Source organism: Xanthomonas sp. NCPPB 1128 (genome assembly GCF_001043115.1).
Classification (GTDB): Bacteria; Pseudomonadota; Gammaproteobacteria; order Xanthomonadales; family Xanthomonadaceae; genus Xanthomonas_A.
Genome location: NZ_LFME01000022.1, coordinates 70,913 through 87,218 on the forward strand (window position 1 = coordinate 70,913; position 16,306 = coordinate 87,218).

The window sequence follows — 16,306 nt, forward strand, 5'->3', positions numbered from 1 at the left end:
CTGGAATGAACTGTTAGTAGTCAGGGTAAAGCTCATCACGGCTCAATGTCCACGTTTAGTTCGGCCCGCTGATTACGCCAGCTATCCACAGGCTTGCCCGCGATCGGACGCGTAGATCCGTATTCGGTTAGCGCAATGACGCATAGAGGATCTACACCAGCAGCAAGCAGGAACCTGTACAGAAACAGCGCCCGCCGTTGAGCCAGAGCGTGACATTCCTGGCCGGAGCACTCGGACTGATCCGTATGGCCCGCAATCTCGAACCTAACCGACGGGTAGCGCTTGATAAGATCGACAGAGCGATTCACGTTGGCGATTTGATCCGCGTCGGTCACAGCCTCTTCGATCGTCTCACCCTTGAGAGGATGGCCGGATTTGAAAAAGACGCCATAGAGGTCGAGAGAGGAGCCAAGTGCCGTGGTCGAATGCCCTGCAAGCAGGGCCGCCAATGGCAGGAGGCAGATGAATCTGAGCATGGGGCCGATCACGTGAGTTAAGCTGCGCCGAGTCGTCGAGCGGGTTTTTACGTATCGTGAAAAGCAGAGCTACTTCGCTGTGCAGCCCGCACTTTGCTCGGTGCCGGCGCGAACGTAGTACGCCACATTGCCGGTTCGCTCGCTCTTGAATTTTAGGCGGCTGTGGTCCGGCGGCACGCTAAGGCGCACAGTGATCAGATCGCCTCGTGCGTTCACCGCGAGCAGGACCTGCCCGTTGGACTCCTTATACAGGACGGGCGCCATTACGGCAGAGGGCCGCCGGCTAAAGCCATAGCCTTCGGTAAAGAATTCGAGCGAGTCTTTCGGGGCGCCATCCGGGTCCTCGCAGAGCACCCAGGTGCTAACAAGGGGACTGGTGGGCGCTGTAGCCGCGAACGCGACGCCGCAACCCAACGCACAGCCGGAAAGGATGGTAGAGAGCAGCAGATGTCTCATGTTAACGCTCAACGCCAGAGTTACGCCCGGCCAGACGTGGCGGTTGGGGCGATCCGTCAGCCTTGCGGCCCGTGTTGAAGAACAATGTGTACACGAACGCGACTGGCCAGAGGAACAGGCAGGCTAAGAACCAACGCCAGCTGCCGGCAAGATGTGCGCGATACAGCCCCAGCAGCCACGTTGCGGTACCGCCACCAGCCAAGACAAAGGACATGATGATCTCATGCGGGTACATCTCATCTTCGCTGAGGCCCCAATCCATTGCGCGCTCCTGACCAAGAAGCACAAGCACAGCCAAGTACGCAGTGAAGAACAAGAACATCAGAAGTGTCAGTTTCGGTATTCGGTTGGACATTGCGGTAAGGCCAAGCGTGTGCGTTATGTAGCGGGGCAGGGCCAATCTGACCTAAGTGAATTACTGGGCGACAAGGGCGAACAGCTGGCAGCGCTGCCGGGGGGGGGCGTTGGCGCGCTCGCATGGCCACTCTTCAGGTAGCGACGTAGTAGCCGGCCGCACGCAACCGCAAGACCATTCCACCCATCTCTTCATCTATCTCATGGCTTACGGTGATGTTGGCGCCGCGGCTGTCCGTGCCGTATTGAAGAGACAGCGCACCTTGCTCCAGGTGAACATGCTTTCTCCAGTGATTGCTTGGGACAAGGCGCGTCACCACGCGCTCTGCGTTCGTGTTCGAAAATTCAACGGCGCCATGATCCATGAGAGCCTGGCAGGCTGGTTTGGCTGGGCCGTAACCCTGATGCAGGCAGTTCTTGGCGGAGATCGCAGTTTCGTTCTCGGTTTTGAAATTGCTACCCCAGTACGTGTGGAAAGCGAGCTCGTGGATCTCGCCCGCACTCACGGAAGCGACGAATTGCTTCACTGGTAAGCAGAGAGGATCTGGCTCGCCCGCAGTGGCGGTACCGTTAACAAGCATTGCGAGAAGCAGGTTGCCTGCAGCAATGGGAACTTTCATCTTCTATTGAATACCTATCAAGACGCGCCACCGAGAGGCGTCAGCTTGAATGTGTGGTCGGTCGATGGTGCCAGAAGGTGGTGAAGCTTTGGCCGCACTCCCCAGCGCGGCCGTCAGGTATGCAGCATGCCACAGGTCGAGGCCTTGGGTCTTGGCTCCCCATCAGGGTATGCCATGGTCATGATGTCCTTGAAGGAGAGTCCATTCAACTCCTTACGACATGAGGCCAAGTCCGCTTGCCCACCCAGAATCTCTTTGATCAATGGCTGGCTGGCAGACGATTTCGAGGTGAGGCATCCCTTGCGTGATAGGACGATCAGCTCTGCCAGAGAGAATCGCATCCGATCTTCAGGGGAGAGCGATGCAACGACAGCCGCGTGACTGCGCTCGAACGCATCATGAGACCCGCCAGCTATCCTTGGAGTAGTGCTGCAAGATGGACTAGCCATTGTAGTCATGGCAATCAACCCAAACGACGCGAATTTGTTCATGGTTAAAGTGCGAAATCCCACCATTGAGTGTGCAACGCCAAGGAGCGCTGAAGGTTATCCCGTCCGGAATGGAAGTAGGGATGTCTGTGCCAGCGTCACGCATGCGATCAACGGCGCCACGGACGGCGCCATTCTAGTCGCAAATTAAAGGGGCGACATTGCAGTTCATGCAGCCCAAACCCTGCGCTAGGCCAAGTCGCGAGGCGTTGTCGGCTTGACTGGATTATTCGGTGACAAGCAGATCGCCCGGCACCATGATGGATCTGCCAAATACTACGCCGGAGACTTGGGTCGCTGCAGCCAGGGTGCGTAGCGACTCGGGCAGATCGGACAGGTGCAGTGGTGTCTTCGGGAGGCTTTGCAGTTCATATCCGCCCAAGGCTTGCCGAGCGATGCGATGGATGTCCGACCAGTCGTAGGCAAAGACGCCGCGCTTGGAAAATGCAATGAAGTCGTCTGGCCGAGGAAGCGTGACGCGCAGTTCCACGCGTGACGTTTCCGGCAATGCCAGGATCAGCTCCTCGGCAGTCTCTAGTGAGGCGAGGGCTGTAGCCGGGATCGGTCCCTCACCCGCTGTCGTAAAAAGTGCGACGTGGCCGACGGCGTCAATGGCAAGCCATGCGGCATCAACGCCTTGAAGATCGCAGGAAGTCAGCATGCCACCTAGCATGAGAGTCGCGGGATGCTACGAAGCGGCGCCGGCTGGGGGAGTTGTTTCAGGATCGGCCGGCTGCCATGTCTCGGTAGGATCATGGTTCGAGCAATCTTGCGCCTTGAGTTGCAGCTTCATAGGTCCCTGATACATGCCTGAGTCGCGCCATAACGCCGCATCGGGATGAGCGAGTCATGATGCGTCATCGGGGAACAACGAAGCATAAGTTGGATCCGCGTACTCCCACTGGGTGTCGTGCTGGATAAGGTATGAGCGCACCGCCTGCAAATCGATGGTGGGTGGTATGTTGAGCGAGAAGTACTTGGAATTCGCGCCCTCATAGCTGCAACCGAGCGCTACCAGACCCCGGAGCACTTGGTCAGAGTGATTGCCAGGCGCAACGGGTGGATCCAGGATGATTCGTATAGTGCGATTACCGGACTTCGCCATCACCGCATGGAACGTGGGCATGTCCTCTTGGGGATCAATGGGCGCAAAGACCGTGTCCTGCCAAGAGACGCCGTAAGCATAGAAGGGCGAGTTGTCCAGCTTATATCGGTCATCGCCGAGCGGAAAGGCCCAAAGCGTCTCAATCGTGACCCCGCCCTCACCGTCTGGGACACGAAACAACACCTTGGCAGTCGGATCAGTGCTCATGAGGCTTGACTCCTGGATTGAACCGGACCGGGAAGTGATTTCGGCTCGAATGCATCGTCAGAGCGTCCATGGTTAGTCGAAACACATGCCAGCCACAACCGTTCCGGCCTTGACCTCGTTGTAGCAGCCATAGACATCGTGCGTATCTGCTTGGCATGTTCCACTGGCCTTGGCTCCAAGCTTGGCACCCGGTGACGCCTTGCACACCCCCTTGCATTCCCGGCTGTCCTGGCACTCCATTCCGCCATCCGAAAAGGGGACGACGCAGGCCGGCGTAGCGAACAGGCCGACGCCCTGTATGCGTCCGCCCTGAGCTTTGCAGTGCGCTGCGTCAACCCTCGGTTGCGAGGCGCAGGACGTGCAGATCAAAATGACTGCGAGTAGCGTCAGAGGGTAGCGCCTCAACATGGCTTTCGCTGTCGTGATGTCTGCCATTGGCGCTCAATCCTTATGTGGTCCTCGCCCCAAAGCGGCGCCGTCTCGATTAGCTTGTTGGGCGCCAACCCGGCCACCATGCCACATGTCCAAGAGCGCATTTGCCGCCTGCGCAGGCATCACGCCGCTGTCATGGAGATGCCAGACGAGATGGATGGCCAGCAACTGCAGGTAGCCATGCTGAACTGGGTCGAATCCTCGAGTATCGGCCGCGATATCCCAGGCAGCCATGCCGGAGAGGACGGAATCATCGGAACTGACATTGGGCTCAAAGGACACATTTGCAGCCGCACAAAGCAACTGGACTGCGAGTGTCGCGCTCGGGCTATCACTCACAATCTCCAAGATCGCGGTATCTGCAGAAACGCGGGTTCTCAACACCTTGACGTCCATGACCAAGCCAAGCAAGCCGCGAACGTCACTGACAAGTTGATCGAATGGAGGCATGTGCTGCGGTAATCGGCGTTTGTTGGAGGGCAAGCGTTAGCCTGTCGCGGCAAGTGGTGCGGAAGATTTGCATCGATTGTTAGGCGTCCTTCGCCGGCGCTGAACCAGGCCCGGCGTCCAAACCCGATGGATCCGATCCAAGCAGGTCCTCAAAAAGCATGGCCGCGTCATCTGGTTTGATCCCTGGATCCGCCATTTTATAGAGCGTGTCGAATACGGCCTCATAGGATGCCATGCGATAAAGGAGGGACAGGTCGCGTCTCGATGCTCCCAAAGAAAGCAATCGTTCCAGGGCAGGGCCGACGTCCCCGAATGGACCATTGGGATGATTCTGCGATGTATTAATTGAATTATCGATCCAGGATTCCTGCATCGACGAATTGATGATTTCGCTCCACAGTAAATCTAGGAATTCTTCGCGGCTTGAGTACTCTTCAGAATCATCCATGTTGTAGTGGTCTCATACGCCTAGGATTGAACTTCGTATCTAACGCCTCAGTCATGCCGCGCCGCGAAGCGGCTTTGGCTCGAATGAATTGTTGGGCTGTTTGCCGGTACAGCTCACTTGCCACTCCTGACCTGCTGCAGCCCTTTCCGTGCAGCCTTGTAGCAAAGCAAGCAAATAAGTAGCGCAAAGGCTGACATGACCAGCGACAAGAGGAAATAGTTGGCATGGCCAATGACGTTACCGCCGCGATCATGGACAGGGAGCACGCTAAGGCCATGGCGATAGAGAACGTAGCCAGGAAATGCGGCTGTTCCAATCATAAACACGAGCGAGCCGATACGTTGGAGCAGTAGAAGAAAGACCCAAGTGTCGCGTGCAGTTTTTTCTGTCATTGAGTGGCCTTGGTGGCTCTTGAGCAGCCTAACGTCTGAATTGAGCCGAGCTGCGAAGCGGCTTCGCATTGAACGACTTGTTAGGTGTCAATGCATCACCAGCTTATGCCAATAAGGCGCGAACGGAGGCTTGGGGAAGACCAGTCCCAGATACGTTACTCGCCAGCATTGAGAGCGCGCATTCTCTCGATCGGTGTAATAGCCAGCTACCTTCCCAGTGGCGTCGATCTCCAGAACTTGAGTTAACTCACCTTGCGCCTTGAAGTAGCAGCCATCGCGCTCGTCGAGGTGCTGTGCGTTGTTGAAGGCGGCCCAGGCGTCAGCGTACTTCGAGGTTTCATCATGTCGACGCTTCCACTGCGCATCCGCGAGCGCATTGGCCTGGGCGAAATCAGAAGCGGACTGTGCCATTGCCGGTAGCGCGATGAACAGAAAGATTGAGGCTAAAAAGACTTTGATCATTCTTGAGTCCTAATGCTTTAATTAAGCCGGGTTGCGAATTGAATGAATTGTTAGGCCACACTGCGGCCCAGCGTGGCTGTGGTCAGTTCTGTATTATCTCGACGTGTTCGGTTGTTTCCATATGTCCTAACATTTGAACTGAGCCGAGCCGCTAAGTGGCTCCGGCTTGATTTAACTGCTAGGCCGGCAAGGGAGATTAGCGGAGTATGGATTGAATGTATGGTGATCTGGAGCCATCCCAGCCGCAGATGACGCAGTGCCCTGAAATGAATTCATGTGAGCACTTTGGAGGCGCCATATAAGACATGAGAGCACTCTGGACAGAGCAACGTCATACTTGAAGCCGTACACAACGTATTGGCCCCCGCATTCATCACATTTTGTCAAACTTCTGTCCACTGCGACCTAACTACTATTGATTGCTTAAAAGCGATGATGCACCAGGTTTCTATACGCCTATGCGTGGGGCGTGGGACGTCTGGCATACGCAGTCAGCTAGATAGGCTGGGAGCGGCGCCAGTATCAAGAAGAGCAACCCAGTGCTAGGCGTTTGCGGTCACGCGTCGGGACTGAAGTCCCTCCCACAGTGCGATGCCAAAGCGCCATGGAGACCGTGGAGCCGCGCGGTCCCCATGACAACACCTCACCCATCCAGCATCGCCTTGTCCCGCACCGCCCCCTTGTCCGCACTCGTTGCCAGCAGCGCATACGCCTTCAACGCCGTACTGACCTTACGCGGGCGCACCTCCACCGGTTTCCAGCCCTGCGCGTCCTGCGCGGCGCGGCGCGTGGCCAATTCCGCGTCCGAGGCCAACAGGTCGATGCGGCGCTGAGGAATGTCGATACGAATGCGGTCGCCGTCGCGGACCAGGCCGATGGCGCCACCGGCGGCGGCTTCTGGCGAGGCGTGGCCGATCGACAGGCCGGAGGTGCCGCCGGAGAAACGGCCGTCGGTGAGCAGGGCGCATTGCTTGCCCAGGCCCTTGGACTTCAGGTACGAGGTGGGGTAAAGCATTTCCTGCATGCCGGGGCCGCCCTTGGGGCCTTCGTAGCGGATCACCACCACGTCGCCCGCTTTCACTTCGTCGGCGAGGATGCCCTTGACCGCGGCGTCCTGGCTTTCGAACACCTTGGCGGTGCCCTCGAACACGTGGATGGACTCGTCCACGCCCGCGGTCTTCACCACGCAGCCGTCTTCGGCGATGTTGCCGTAGAGCACCGCCAGGCCGCCTTCCTGCGAGTAGGCGTGGGCGACGTCGCGGATGCAGCCGGTGGCGCGGTCGGCATCCAGGCTCGGCCAGCGCGTGGCCTGGCTGAAGGCGACCTGGGTGGGGATGCCGGCCGGCCCGGCCTGGTAGAAGGTCCGCACGGCGGGGTCGTCGCTCTGGGTGATGTCCCACTGCGCGATGGCCTCGGCCAGGCTGCGGCTGTGCACGGTGGCCTGGTCGGTATGCAGCAGGCCGCCGCGCGCCAGTTCGCCGAGAATGGCGACGATGCCGCCGGCGCGGTGTACGTCCTCGATGTGGTACTTCTGCGTGTTCGGCGCCACCTTGCACAGCTGCGGCACGCGCTTGGACAGGCGGTCGATGTCGCGCAGGGTGAACGGCACTTCGGCTTCCTGCGCGGCGGCGAGCAGGTGCAGGATGGTGTTGGTGGAGCCACCCATCGCGATGTCCAGGGTCATCGCGTTCTCGAACGCCTCGAAGGTGGCGATGCCGCGCGGCAACGCGCGCGGGTCTTCGGCGCCGTACCAGCGGTGGCACAGTTCCACCGCGGTGCGGCCGGCCTTGAGGAACAGTTGCTCGCGGTCGGCGTGGGTGGCGACCACGGTGCCGTTGCCGGGCAGGGCCAGGCCCAGCGCTTCGGTCAGGCAGTTCATCGAGTTGGCGGTGAACATGCCCGAGCAGGAGCCGCAGGTGGGGCAGGCGCTGCGCTCGAAGGCGGCGACCTTCTCGTCGGAGGCGGTGGGATCGGCGGCGATCACCATCGCGTCGATCAGGTCCAGGTTGTGGTCGGCGAGCTTGGTCTTGCCGGCTTCCATCGGCCCGCCGGAGACGAACACGGTGGGAATGTTGAGGCGCAGCGCGGCCATCAGCATGCCGGGGGTGATCTTGTCGCAGTTGGAGATGCACACCAGCGCGTCGGCACAGTGCGCGTTGACCATGTACTCGACCGAGTCGGCGATGATCTCGCGGCTGGGCAGCGAGTACAGCATGCCGTCGTGGCCCATGGCGATGCCGTCGTCCACGGCGATGGTGTCGAACTCCTTGGCCACGCCGCCGACGCGCTCGATCTCGCGTGCGACCAGCTGCCCGAGATCCTTCAGGTGCACGTGGCCGGGCACGAACTGGGTGAAGGAATTGGCGATGGCGATGATCGGCTTGTGGAAGTCGGCGTCCTGCATGCCGGTGGCGCGCCACAGCGCGCGGGCGCCGGCCATGTTGCGGCCGTGGGTGGAGGTCTTGGAGCGATAGTCGGGCATGGGAGCAGCGAACGTGCGGGCGGGGAGGCTGGCGATGGTGGCGCGATCGGATCGTTGCTGCTGCAACCGTCCTGGGCGCCCAACCGGTGGGCCGACCACGTTAGCACGCAGGCTGGTGCCGCCGCGCGCCGGCCGGGAGTGCGAAGCGGGTCGCAGACCCGCCCGCGTGCGCTTGGCAGACTGCGGTGGCCGGTGCGTCAGGGGGCGTAGGCCCGGCTCGCCCATCATGACCACAGGAGGTGTCCATGCTCCGGCATGTGCGTTCGTCGTCTTCCGCTGTTTCCTCTCCCACCCCGTCCCTTGCCTCCACTCCGGCCGATCCGGGCCGCCGCAGCGTGCTGCGTGCCGGCGTCGGCATCGCCGCCGGCGCCGCGCTGTGGGGCCTCGGCGGCCAGGCCCGCGCCGCGGGCACGCTGCCGTTCGCCGGCCTCAACCTGTCCGGGCTGGCGTCCAACAACTTCGTCGACAACGCCATCATCGACAGGAACTACCGCGACATCAGCGACCAGCACATCGCCGCCGCCGGCGCCTGCCCGCTGTTCCGCCTGCCGACCACTGCCGCACGCTTCAGCACCGGCCAGGGCATGCCGCTCAACGCCACGTACTGCGACCAGGTCGAGAAAGTGCTGAATCGGCTCGCGCAGCGCGGCAAGGTGGCGATTCTGGAGTTGCACGACTACATGCGCCTGCCGATCAAGGTGGCGAGCAAGTCCGGCTATCGGCGCGATGGGTCCGGCCAGCTGATCGGGCCGGACGGCCGCGCGGTCACCGATCCGGCCGACCAATCGGTGTGGAACGGGACCTACCGCAAGGGCAGGTTCCTGTACCTGGCCTACTTCGATCCTGCCGACAACCTGCTCAAGCTCTACGAGTACCGCGTGATCGGCACGCCGGGCTGCACGCTGTACAACGCCGCCGGCCTGCCGGATCTGTGGAGCCGCATCGTGCAGCGCTTCCGCGCGCATCCGGCGATCTTCGGCTGGGGCCTGATGAACGAACCCTACGAGGGGCCGGAATATAACGCCGACGGCAGCAAGCTGGTGATGGCCGACCACTGGCTGCGCACCGCCACCGCCACCGCGGCGCGCATCTTCGATTTCGACCGGTCGCATTACGTGTTCGTCTGCGGCAACGAGTACGCCAGCGCGCGCCTGTGGGACCAGGTGTCCAACAACCTCGACACGATCCCCGACCCGTACGACCGCATCGTCTACGAGGCGCACAACTATCTGGACAACGAGGGCCGCGGAGGCGGTGCCTGGGCGAATCCCAATGAATCCGTTGCGCCGGACACCGGTATCGACATGGTCACGCCGTTCATCGACTGGCTGGCACACAGAGGCAAGCGCGGCTTTCTCGGCGAGCACGGCTATCCGGCCGGCAACGCCAGCGCGGAATTGGCGACCAGGCGCATGCTCGCGCACCTGCAGGCCAATAACATCCCGAGCACGCAATGGTGCTTCGGGCCTGGCTGGCCGGACAACGACGTGCTGGGCATGGGCCGGGACGTGGGCATGGACATCCAGGTCAAGTCCAACATCGCCGCGGTGCAGCCATACTTCGACGCGCGCCTGTCCAGCTACGTGCCGCCGCCGCCGACGAGCTGATCCACGCGTGGGTGCCGGTTCCGCCGGCCGCGGGTTTCCGCGGCCGGCGGAACCGGGCATCATCGTGGCTGGACTCAGGAAGACGTTGCCATGAAAAGGTCGAAGACGACCGCCTTGTTGTTGATGAGTGCCGCGCCGCTGCTGTTCACCGCCTGCGGGCGCGAGCCGGAAGCGAAGGCACAGGAAGGCCTGTACACCTCGGTGGATGCCTGCGTGGCGCAGACCCACGACATCGCCACCTGCCGCGAGGCCTTCGCGCAGGCGCAGAAGCAGGCGGCGGAACAGGGGCCCAAGTACGCCAGCCGCGAGCAGTGCGCGCAGGACTATGCGCAGGATCGTTGCGTGGAGCAGCGCGACAGCCATGGCCATTCCTTCATCGGGCCGATGATGACCGGCTTCTTCCTGTCGCAGATGCTCAACAACAACCGCGCCGCCGGGTTCAATGCTGCGCCGGCCTACCAGGACCGGCAGAACCAATGGCAGCGGCCGGCGTCCTATTCCGGCGGCGCCGGTGCGGCCGCCGCAAGCGGCACGATGCTGCGCGGCAACCAGACCATGACCCACATCGGCGCCACGCCGAACCGTGCGGTCACCGTCAGCCGCGGCGGTTTCGGCGAATCCGCCGGTGGACGCAGCTTCGGTAGCTGAGTACCGCTTTTTCTCTCATCGCACGAGACCCCGCATGAAACGCATCGCGATCGTCGAGCGCGGCGACTGGCGCGTCCAGGCCGCGGAGTACGGTTTCCGCTTCCACACCATCGATGGTCAGCGCTATTGGGACGAACGCGCCTACTACGCGTTCAGCCTGCGCCAGATCGAACGCGACCTGGAAGACCCCAGCGCCGAACTGCACGCGATGGCGATGGGCCTGCTCGACGAGATCGTCGCCAGCGAGGCGCTGATGCAGCGGCTGGCGATCCCGCCGGCGTTCCGCGACTGGATCGCCGAGAGCTGGCGGCGCCGCGAGCCGCATCTGTACGGGCGCCTGGACCTGGCCTACGACGGCCGCGGCCCGGCCAAGCTGTACGAACTGAACTACGACACGCCGACCTCGCTGTTCGAATCGGCGTTCTTCCAGTGGCAGTGGCTGGAGGACCAGCGCGCGCAGGGCCGCCTGCCGGACGACGCCGACCAGTTCAACTCCATCCACGAAGCCTTGCTGGAGCGCTTCGCCGCGCTCGCCGGCGGGTTGCCGCCGCCGCTGTACTTCGCCGCGGTGCGCGATTCGGAAGAGGATCAAGGCACGGTCGCCTACCTGCGCGACTGCGCCGCGCAGGCCGGCGTCGGCGGCGAGCTGATCGCGATCGAGGACATCGGCCTGTCCAGCGACGGCCGCTACACCGATCTGGACGACACAGTGATCGGCGCGCTGTTCAAGCTGTATCCGCTGGAGGACATGTTCGCCGAGCGCTTCGGCCAGGCGCTGCCGGGCTCGGGCCTGCGCCTGCTGGAGCCGCCGTGGAAGGCGCTGCTCAGCAACAAGGGCATCCTGCCGCTGCTGTGGGAGCGCCATCGCGGCCATCCCAACCTGCTGCCGGCCGCGTTCGACGATGGCAGCGCGTTGCCGCCGGGCTGGGTGCGCAAGCCGCTGCACTCGCGCGAGGGCGCCAACATCGTGCTGCACCTGGACGATGGCCGGGTGCTGGAGAGCGATGGCCCCTATGCCGGGCCCTACATCCGCCAGCAGGCGCATCCGCTGCCGGCGTTCGAGGGGCGCTATCCGATGGTCGGCAGCTGGATCGTCAGCGACCGCGCCTGCGGCATCGGCATCCGCGAGGACGACGGCCCGATCACCCGCGACAGTGCGCGGTTCCTGCCGCACGCCATCGTCGAGGACGCGCGGCCGGGTGTGCTGTATGCCTGAGTCTGTGCCGCGCGCCTACGTGGCGTCGCCTGGCGCGCCGCGTCGGCATCGCAACGACGGAACGCCTTTGGGCGCCTATGCGGACCAAGTGGCGGTGCGCTGCCATCGCTGCGGCGCGCCGGGCTGGGTGTTGGCGCAGTGGGAGCCCTATCGGTGGCAGGCCCGATTCCGTTGCGGTCAGTGCGCTGCGGGGCTGGACAGCGCTGCCGACGACTGGGTGGGCGCGGTGCAGCTGGAAGGTCATCGTGCTTGCGGCCATTGCGGGCACAAGTGGGTGCGAATCCGAGCGACATCGACCGGCTCAGCCCCTTCGCCGGCGACCTTGACCGGGCGTTGCGCGCAGTGTGGGAAAAGCAGCGCGGTGGCCATCACCACGTACCGCGTGCGCGACGGATCGCCCAGCGATCCGCATTTCGGCATGCCGCTGGCGCTGGTCGCGCCGACCCGCGCCGGCCTGCTGTGGGCCTACAACCCGCGCCATCTGCAGGAGTTGCAGGACTACGTAGGGGCGACGCTGCGCGAGCGGCGCGGCCTGTTCGGTCGCTCGATGGTGGCGCGGTTGCCGGCGTGGATGAAGCTGGCGCGGCACCGGCCGCTGATGTTGCGCACGCTGCAGCGCCTGCAGCAGGCCAGCGTGCAGTTGCCGCCGCTGCCCGCGGCGACGTGAGCGGCCACGGGGCGCGGAATGCCGCAGCCGTCGCCGTGCGAGCGCAGGGCGAGGATTTGACCGATTCGCCGCGGTTGGCGCGCTTTGCAGCAACGACGACGCGATGTTGGTGGGAAGACTGGACTTCCGGACGTGATGCGGCGAGGGTCAGCATGCCGGGGTGTGGAGCGCAGCTGGCATCCACGGCGTTGCGCATCGTTCGGAACGGTGTGCGAGTGGTGCACTGACCATGACCAATCAGACCAAGGATGGCGTCCTCCAGCAGATCGCCGACGTCGTCGGCCCGCTACTCGAACGCCAGGGCTTCGTGCGTCGGCGGCATCGTTTCGAAGCGGCCGATGACAGCGGCAACCTCCGTGGCTATGAGATGTCTCTGTCCAGCAGCAAGGCACATTTTGCGTTGCACCTGCGGCTGACGCTGTCCAATCTCGCGTTGATGACGCGCGTCAATGCGGTGCTGAAGGAGGCCTTGCTGGATGCAGACGCGGCGTATCCAGCGAACTGGGACGCCGCCACCATCGGCAAGGCGATACAGGCCCGCACGCGCGATCCCACCGTCGCGATGCTGACCGATTGGCGCTGCTTCAAGGCGGCGGAGGAATCTCTGGAGGCGTTCCGAACGCGTTTCTCGATCTGGACGTGCGTGTTCGATGCGATCGAGGAAGTGGACGACTGGCAGGCGCAGCTCGTGCAGAGTGTCGTGTTTGCGCACGACTGGTTTTCGAGCGTGGGATCGGAGCAGTGGATCATCGATAACACCCTCTATCCGGCGCTGTATCTGCTGCACGCGCATGGGCGGCATGCCGAGCTGGAACGCAAGTACGAAGAGGTGTTGTTCAAGAGCAGATCGAAGAACGAAGTGGCGTTGTTCTTCAAGCATCTGACGATGCACTGACGCGCGCGCAGCGCAGCCCGGCATGCGCGTTTCTGGCATGTTGCGGTTGCTGCGCGTTGCCGACATGGGAGTGGCTTCGGTCGCGAAGCACGATGGCGTGAGCGTCGGTCGTCTTCGGACGCTGTCGGGCCTGAAGTCTCCCCCACACCACAGTGCACCGACCATGCTCGCCGTGTCCTTGTGGGAGCGGCTTAAGCCGCGACGCGCGGTGGTATGCGCGTCGGTCGTCTTCGGACGTCGTCGGGACTGAAGTCCCTCCCACAGTGCACCGACCATGCTGGCCGTGTCCTCGTAGGAGCGGCTTCAGCCGCGACGGGCGTTCCCGGTAGAGCTTGTCGCGGCTGAAGCCGCTCCTACAACGGGACTCCTTGGTGATTCGAGGTCCCCTGAAGTCCCTCCCACAGTGCACCCATCACCCCAGCCTTGTTGTCGTCAGGAGCGGCTGGGGCGATGCAGCCGCCAGGTGCTGGCCATGCCGCGGGCGGCATGCCACCGCACTGCATCGACAGCGTCGCGCTACAGCAACCCATCGCGCTTCACCGCCAGGTGGCGCTCGATCAGCGCGACGGGCAGGTCCTCGCCGGTGACGTCGAGCACCATCACGCCGTGGCTGCGCAGCGTGTCGTGCGCGGCGCTGCGTTGCTGCAGGTAGCGCGCCACCGCGCCGGCCTGCACCGTCTACTGCAGGTCGCGTACATCTTCGCTCAGCGCCAGGTCCAGTTCGCGCTCAAGCAGGCTGGCCACGCACACCAGGTGGCGGCGCTGCAGCAGGCGCGGCGGTCAGCAGGTCCTCGATCGCCGAGTCGCTTGTCACTGACTGCACGGCGACTCTCATGCGAGCCTTGACGCCTGAACTAAGCCGCGCCGCAAAGCGACTTCGGCTTGAATGCATCGCTAGGCCTCAGCAGGCAAGCGTTGAAATTGCGTTGAGCTTCCATTTGTAAATCACCCAAAGAAGCGCCAAGGAAAATGCACAGAGAGCGCTAATCGCCTTGCTCAAGCGCGAATCCTCGCGCATTCCGATCAGGAGCTCAGTAACGCAGCCAGTCCCCAAGGTTACGGAGACCGGAAGAATCCACATAAAAATTGCCTGCCTCTCGATGGAAGCGCAGTTGGGTACTTGGCCAACGTTCAGCGCAAAGAAGATCCCAGCTACGGCAAACGCCGTGACGGCGAGTTCTGTTAGAACGATAGGTAGGGATTTGTCGCTCATCACCTGAGGCCTAACTAACTCTTGGACCGCGTAAAAGCGGTGTTGCACCCAGTATCGACCAAGGCTGGAGGTCTGAGAAGAAGGAACTCCTACTCCGCAACTCATGACTTGCCGGATGGCACCGCGGAGCTCTGGCCTTGATACTGCCTGCGTTATTCGACGATTGAGCAGGCGCATGAGTTAAACCTGTGACGATGCAGGCCTAACGGCTTACCTGGCCACCATGCTGCTGGGTCAGGTCCGTGACCGGCTGCGGCTTCGCCATTACAGCCTCCTTACCGAGCAGGCGTCTGTGCGCCGGAGATGGCGCTCATTCGGGCCAACCGTAAGCGGCATCCCGTGCAAAGGGGATCGGCAGCGACGCCATGGGCCGCAGCGTCGCGCTACAGCAACCCATCGCGCTTCACCGCCAGGTAGCGCTCGATCAGCGCGGCGGGCAGTTCCTCGCCGGTGACGTCGAGTACCATCACGCCGTGGCTGCGCAGCGCCTCGTGTGCGGCGCTGCGTTGCTGCAGGTAGCGCGCCACCGCGCCGGCCTGCACGGCCTGCGGCAGGTCGTGCACGTCTTCGGCCAGCGCCTGGTCCAATTCGCGCTCGCGCAGGCTGGCCACGCACACCAAGTGGCGGCGTTGCAGCAGGCGTACCGCGGCCAGCAGGTCTTCGATGTCCTCGTCGCGCACGTTGCTGACCAGCATCACCAGCGCGCGGCGGCGCTGGCGCAGCGACAGTTCGGTGGCCGCGGCCAGGTAGTCGGTGGCGACCGGTTGCGGCTGCAGGTCGTAGCTGGCACGCAGCAGCACGTCGACCGTGGCCATGCCGCGCTGCGGCGCCACCCAGCGCGCGTCGCCGCCGCTGGCCATCATGCCCACCGCATCGCCCTGGCGCAGCGCCAGGTACGACACCACCAGCGCGGCGTTGAGCACGTGGTCGAAATGCGACAGACCGCGCTCGCTGGCCAGCATCCGCCGCCCGGTGTCGATCAGCATCAGCAACTGCTGGTTCTTCTCGTCCTGGTACTCGCGCGAGATCAGCTTGCGCGCGCGCGAGGTCGCCTTCCAGTCGATCTGGCGCAGGCTGTCGCCGACGCGGTACTCGCGCATCTGATGGAAGTCGGTGCCTTCGCCGCGGCGCCGCTTCAGGTGCGCGCCGACCAGGCGCGAGGCCTGTTCGGCGCTGAACAGGGCGAAGCGCGTCAGCGGCGCGAAGTTCGGATACACACGCACGGTCCGCGCTTGCCCGGCCAGGCGTTGCTGCCACCACAGACGCCAGGGCGCATGCAGGCGCAGGTGGGTGCCGTCGAAGACGAAGCGGCCGCGCGCGGTCGGGCGCAGTTGGTAGCGCACCTGGGTCTGGTGCGCGGCGGGCAGGGTCATGCATTGCGGCAGGCCCTGCAGCTCCCAGCCGCTGGGGACCAGGTCGAACAGGTCCACGCGCTGGCGCTGTGCGCTGTCCAGATGCAGCACCACCTCGCGCTGCACGCCCAGCGGCAGCGCTTCGGGCAGGTCGCGGCGCACCTGTGGCGTGGGCCGGCGCCACAGCCGCCACGCATCGAGCGCGGCGATCAGGCCGATGCCGGCGCCGAGCGCCTGCCAGCTCCACAGCGGCAGCCAGCCCAGCGCCACGGCCAAGCCGTACAGCGCCCACAGCGCGAGCAGGGCCAGCAGGAGCGGGGCGGGTCTCATCGGGGG

General features: G+C 63.4%; 18 protein-coding genes and 1 pseudogene. 5 read left to right on the plus strand and 14 right to left on the minus strand.

Features of this window, described 5'->3' with window-relative positions; genetic code table 11:
• Positions 1-35: 35 nt before the first annotated feature.
• The 11 genes from ACP93_RS21225 to ilvD all read right to left on the minus strand — a co-directional run bounded on the left by ACP93_RS21225 (position 36) and on the right by ilvD (position 8,372).
• Positions 36-476, minus strand: coding sequence for an OmpA family protein (locus ACP93_RS21225; protein ID WP_082143482.1), 441 nt, complete (start codon positions 474-476; stop codon positions 36-38).
• Between the two features lie 69 nt (positions 477-545).
• Positions 546-932 carry a hypothetical protein gene (locus ACP93_RS14180; protein ID WP_048491317.1) on the minus strand — a complete coding sequence of 129 codons (387 nt, stop codon included), beginning with the start codon at positions 930-932 and terminating at the stop codon, positions 546-548.
• A gap of 1 nt (position 933) precedes the next feature.
• A complete protein-coding gene (locus ACP93_RS14185; RefSeq protein WP_131721645.1) occupies positions 934-1,194 on the minus strand; it encodes a hypothetical protein in 261 nt (86 codons plus the stop codon).
• A 226-nt stretch (positions 1,195-1,420) separates the two neighbouring features.
• Entirely contained in the window at positions 1,421-1,906 is a 486-nt protein-coding gene (locus tag ACP93_RS21825) for a hypothetical protein (RefSeq protein ID WP_131721646.1), read from the minus strand.
• Positions 1,907-2,620: 714 nt separating this feature from the next.
• Complete coding sequence (locus ACP93_RS14190; RefSeq protein WP_053069764.1) at positions 2,621-3,055, minus strand: hypothetical protein; 435 nt, start codon at positions 3,053-3,055, stop codon at positions 2,621-2,623.
• A 186-nt stretch (positions 3,056-3,241) separates the two neighbouring features.
• Positions 3,242-3,706: a DUF4265 domain-containing protein gene (locus ACP93_RS14195; RefSeq protein WP_048491319.1), complete on the minus strand. Its 465-nt coding sequence runs from the start codon at positions 3,704-3,706 to the stop codon at positions 3,242-3,244.
• Positions 3,707-4,147: 441 nt separating this feature from the next.
• The gene (locus ACP93_RS21830; protein ID WP_157862435.1) at positions 4,148-4,588 is read right to left on the minus strand and encodes a hypothetical protein; all 441 of its coding nucleotides are present in this window, start codon (positions 4,586-4,588) and stop codon (positions 4,148-4,150) included.
• A gap of 79 nt (positions 4,589-4,667) precedes the next feature.
• Complete coding sequence (locus ACP93_RS21835; RefSeq protein ID WP_131721648.1) at positions 4,668-5,036, minus strand: hypothetical protein; 369 nt, start codon at positions 5,034-5,036, stop codon at positions 4,668-4,670.
• 113 nt (positions 5,037-5,149) lie between these two features.
• Entirely contained in the window at positions 5,150-5,428 is a 279-nt protein-coding gene (locus ACP93_RS22060) for a hypothetical protein (RefSeq protein WP_131721649.1), read from the minus strand.
• 87 nt (positions 5,429-5,515) lie between these two features.
• Positions 5,516-5,890: a hypothetical protein gene (locus ACP93_RS14210; protein ID WP_053069765.1), complete on the minus strand. Its 375-nt coding sequence runs from the start codon at positions 5,888-5,890 to the stop codon at positions 5,516-5,518.
• 643 nt (positions 5,891-6,533) lie between these two features.
• A complete protein-coding gene (gene ilvD, locus ACP93_RS14215) occupies positions 6,534-8,372 on the minus strand; it encodes a dihydroxy-acid dehydratase (protein WP_048491321.1) in 1,839 nt (612 codons plus the stop codon).
• 335 nt (positions 8,373-8,707) lie between these two features.
• Between ilvD and ACP93_RS14220 the strand changes: the two genes are divergently transcribed.
• The 5 genes from ACP93_RS14220 (at position 8,708) to ACP93_RS14240 (ending at position 13,405) form a co-directional block, all read left to right on the plus strand.
• On the plus strand, positions 8,708-9,979 hold the full coding sequence (locus ACP93_RS14220) for a glycoside hydrolase family 5 protein (protein WP_048491322.1): 1,272 nt from the start codon (positions 8,708-8,710) through the stop codon (positions 9,977-9,979).
• Between the two features lie 90 nt (positions 9,980-10,069).
• Positions 10,070-10,627 (plus strand): DUF1190 domain-containing protein, encoded by a 558-nt coding sequence (locus tag ACP93_RS14225; protein ID WP_048491323.1) that lies wholly within the window; start codon positions 10,070-10,072, stop codon positions 10,625-10,627.
• A gap of 34 nt (positions 10,628-10,661) precedes the next feature.
• Positions 10,662-11,843: a glutathionylspermidine synthase family protein gene (locus tag ACP93_RS14230; protein WP_048491324.1), complete on the plus strand. Its 1,182-nt coding sequence runs from the start codon at positions 10,662-10,664 to the stop codon at positions 11,841-11,843.
• Positions 11,844-12,204: 361 nt separating this feature from the next.
• Positions 12,205-12,510: a hypothetical protein gene (locus tag ACP93_RS22505; RefSeq protein ID WP_343123110.1), complete on the plus strand. Its 306-nt coding sequence runs from the start codon at positions 12,205-12,207 to the stop codon at positions 12,508-12,510.
• Between the two features lie 229 nt (positions 12,511-12,739).
• Entirely contained in the window at positions 12,740-13,405 is a 666-nt protein-coding gene (locus ACP93_RS14240) for a hypothetical protein (RefSeq protein ID WP_048491326.1), read from the plus strand.
• A gap of 516 nt (positions 13,406-13,921) precedes the next feature.
• On the opposite strand, the pseudogene ACP93_RS21510 reads toward ACP93_RS14240, so the two are convergent.
• The 3 genes and pseudogenes from ACP93_RS21510 to ACP93_RS14245 all read right to left on the minus strand — a co-directional run.
• Positions 13,922-14,219, minus strand: a pseudogene (locus ACP93_RS21510) (DUF58 domain-containing protein); the annotation flags it as partial.
• Positions 14,220-14,306: 87 nt separating this feature from the next.
• Positions 14,307-14,618, minus strand: a complete 312-nt coding sequence (locus ACP93_RS21845) for a hypothetical protein (RefSeq protein ID WP_131721650.1) — start codon at positions 14,616-14,618, stop codon at positions 14,307-14,309.
• 383 nt (positions 14,619-15,001) lie between these two features.
• Entirely contained in the window at positions 15,002-16,300 is a 1,299-nt protein-coding gene (locus ACP93_RS14245) for a DUF58 domain-containing protein (protein ID WP_048491327.1), read from the minus strand.
• Positions 16,301-16,306 lie beyond the last annotated feature (6 nt).

What these genes read in the sequence shown, in the direction of transcription:
- ACP93_RS21225 (WP_082143482.1), bottom strand. Translation starts at nt 476, where the DNA reads ATGCTCAGATTCATCTGCCTCCTGCCATTGGCGGCCCTGCTTGCAGGG.
- ACP93_RS14180 (WP_048491317.1), bottom strand. Translation starts at nt 932, where the DNA reads ATGAGACATCTGCTGCTCTCTACCATCCTTTCCGGCTGTGCGTTGGGT.
- ACP93_RS14185 (WP_131721645.1), bottom strand. Translation starts at nt 1,194, where the DNA reads ATGGATTGGGGCCTCAGCGAAGATGAGATGTACCCGCATGAGATCATC.
- ACP93_RS21825 (WP_131721646.1), bottom strand. Translation starts at nt 1,906, where the DNA reads ATGAAAGTTCCCATTGCTGCAGGCAACCTGCTTCTCGCAATGCTTGTT.
- ACP93_RS14190 (WP_053069764.1), bottom strand. Translation starts at nt 3,055, where the DNA reads ATGCTGACTTCCTGCGATCTTCAAGGCGTTGATGCCGCATGGCTTGCC.
- ACP93_RS14195 (WP_048491319.1), bottom strand. Translation starts at nt 3,706, where the DNA reads ATGAGCACTGATCCGACTGCCAAGGTGTTGTTTCGTGTCCCAGACGGT.
- ACP93_RS21830 (WP_157862435.1), bottom strand. Translation starts at nt 4,588, where the DNA reads ATGCCTCCATTCGATCAACTTGTCAGTGACGTTCGCGGCTTGCTTGGC.
- ACP93_RS21835 (WP_131721648.1), bottom strand. Translation starts at nt 5,036, where the DNA reads ATGGATGATTCTGAAGAGTACTCAAGCCGCGAAGAATTCCTAGATTTA.
- ACP93_RS22060 (WP_131721649.1), bottom strand. Translation starts at nt 5,428, where the DNA reads ATGACAGAAAAAACTGCACGCGACACTTGGGTCTTTCTTCTACTGCTC.
- ACP93_RS14210 (WP_053069765.1), bottom strand. Translation starts at nt 5,890, where the DNA reads ATGATCAAAGTCTTTTTAGCCTCAATCTTTCTGTTCATCGCGCTACCG.
- ilvD (WP_048491321.1), bottom strand. Translation starts at nt 8,372, where the DNA reads ATGCCCGACTATCGCTCCAAGACCTCCACCCACGGCCGCAACATGGCC.
- ACP93_RS14225 (WP_048491323.1), top strand. Translation starts at nt 10,070, where the DNA reads ATGAAAAGGTCGAAGACGACCGCCTTGTTGTTGATGAGTGCCGCGCCG.
- ACP93_RS14230 (WP_048491324.1), top strand. Translation starts at nt 10,662, where the DNA reads ATGAAACGCATCGCGATCGTCGAGCGCGGCGACTGGCGCGTCCAGGCC.
- ACP93_RS14240 (WP_048491326.1), top strand. Translation starts at nt 12,740, where the DNA reads ATGACCAATCAGACCAAGGATGGCGTCCTCCAGCAGATCGCCGACGTC.
- ACP93_RS21845 (WP_131721650.1), bottom strand. Translation starts at nt 14,618, where the DNA reads ATGAGCGACAAATCCCTACCTATCGTTCTAACAGAACTCGCCGTCACG.
- ACP93_RS14245 (WP_048491327.1), bottom strand. Translation starts at nt 16,300, where the DNA reads ATGAGACCCGCCCCGCTCCTGCTGGCCCTGCTCGCGCTGTGGGCGCTG.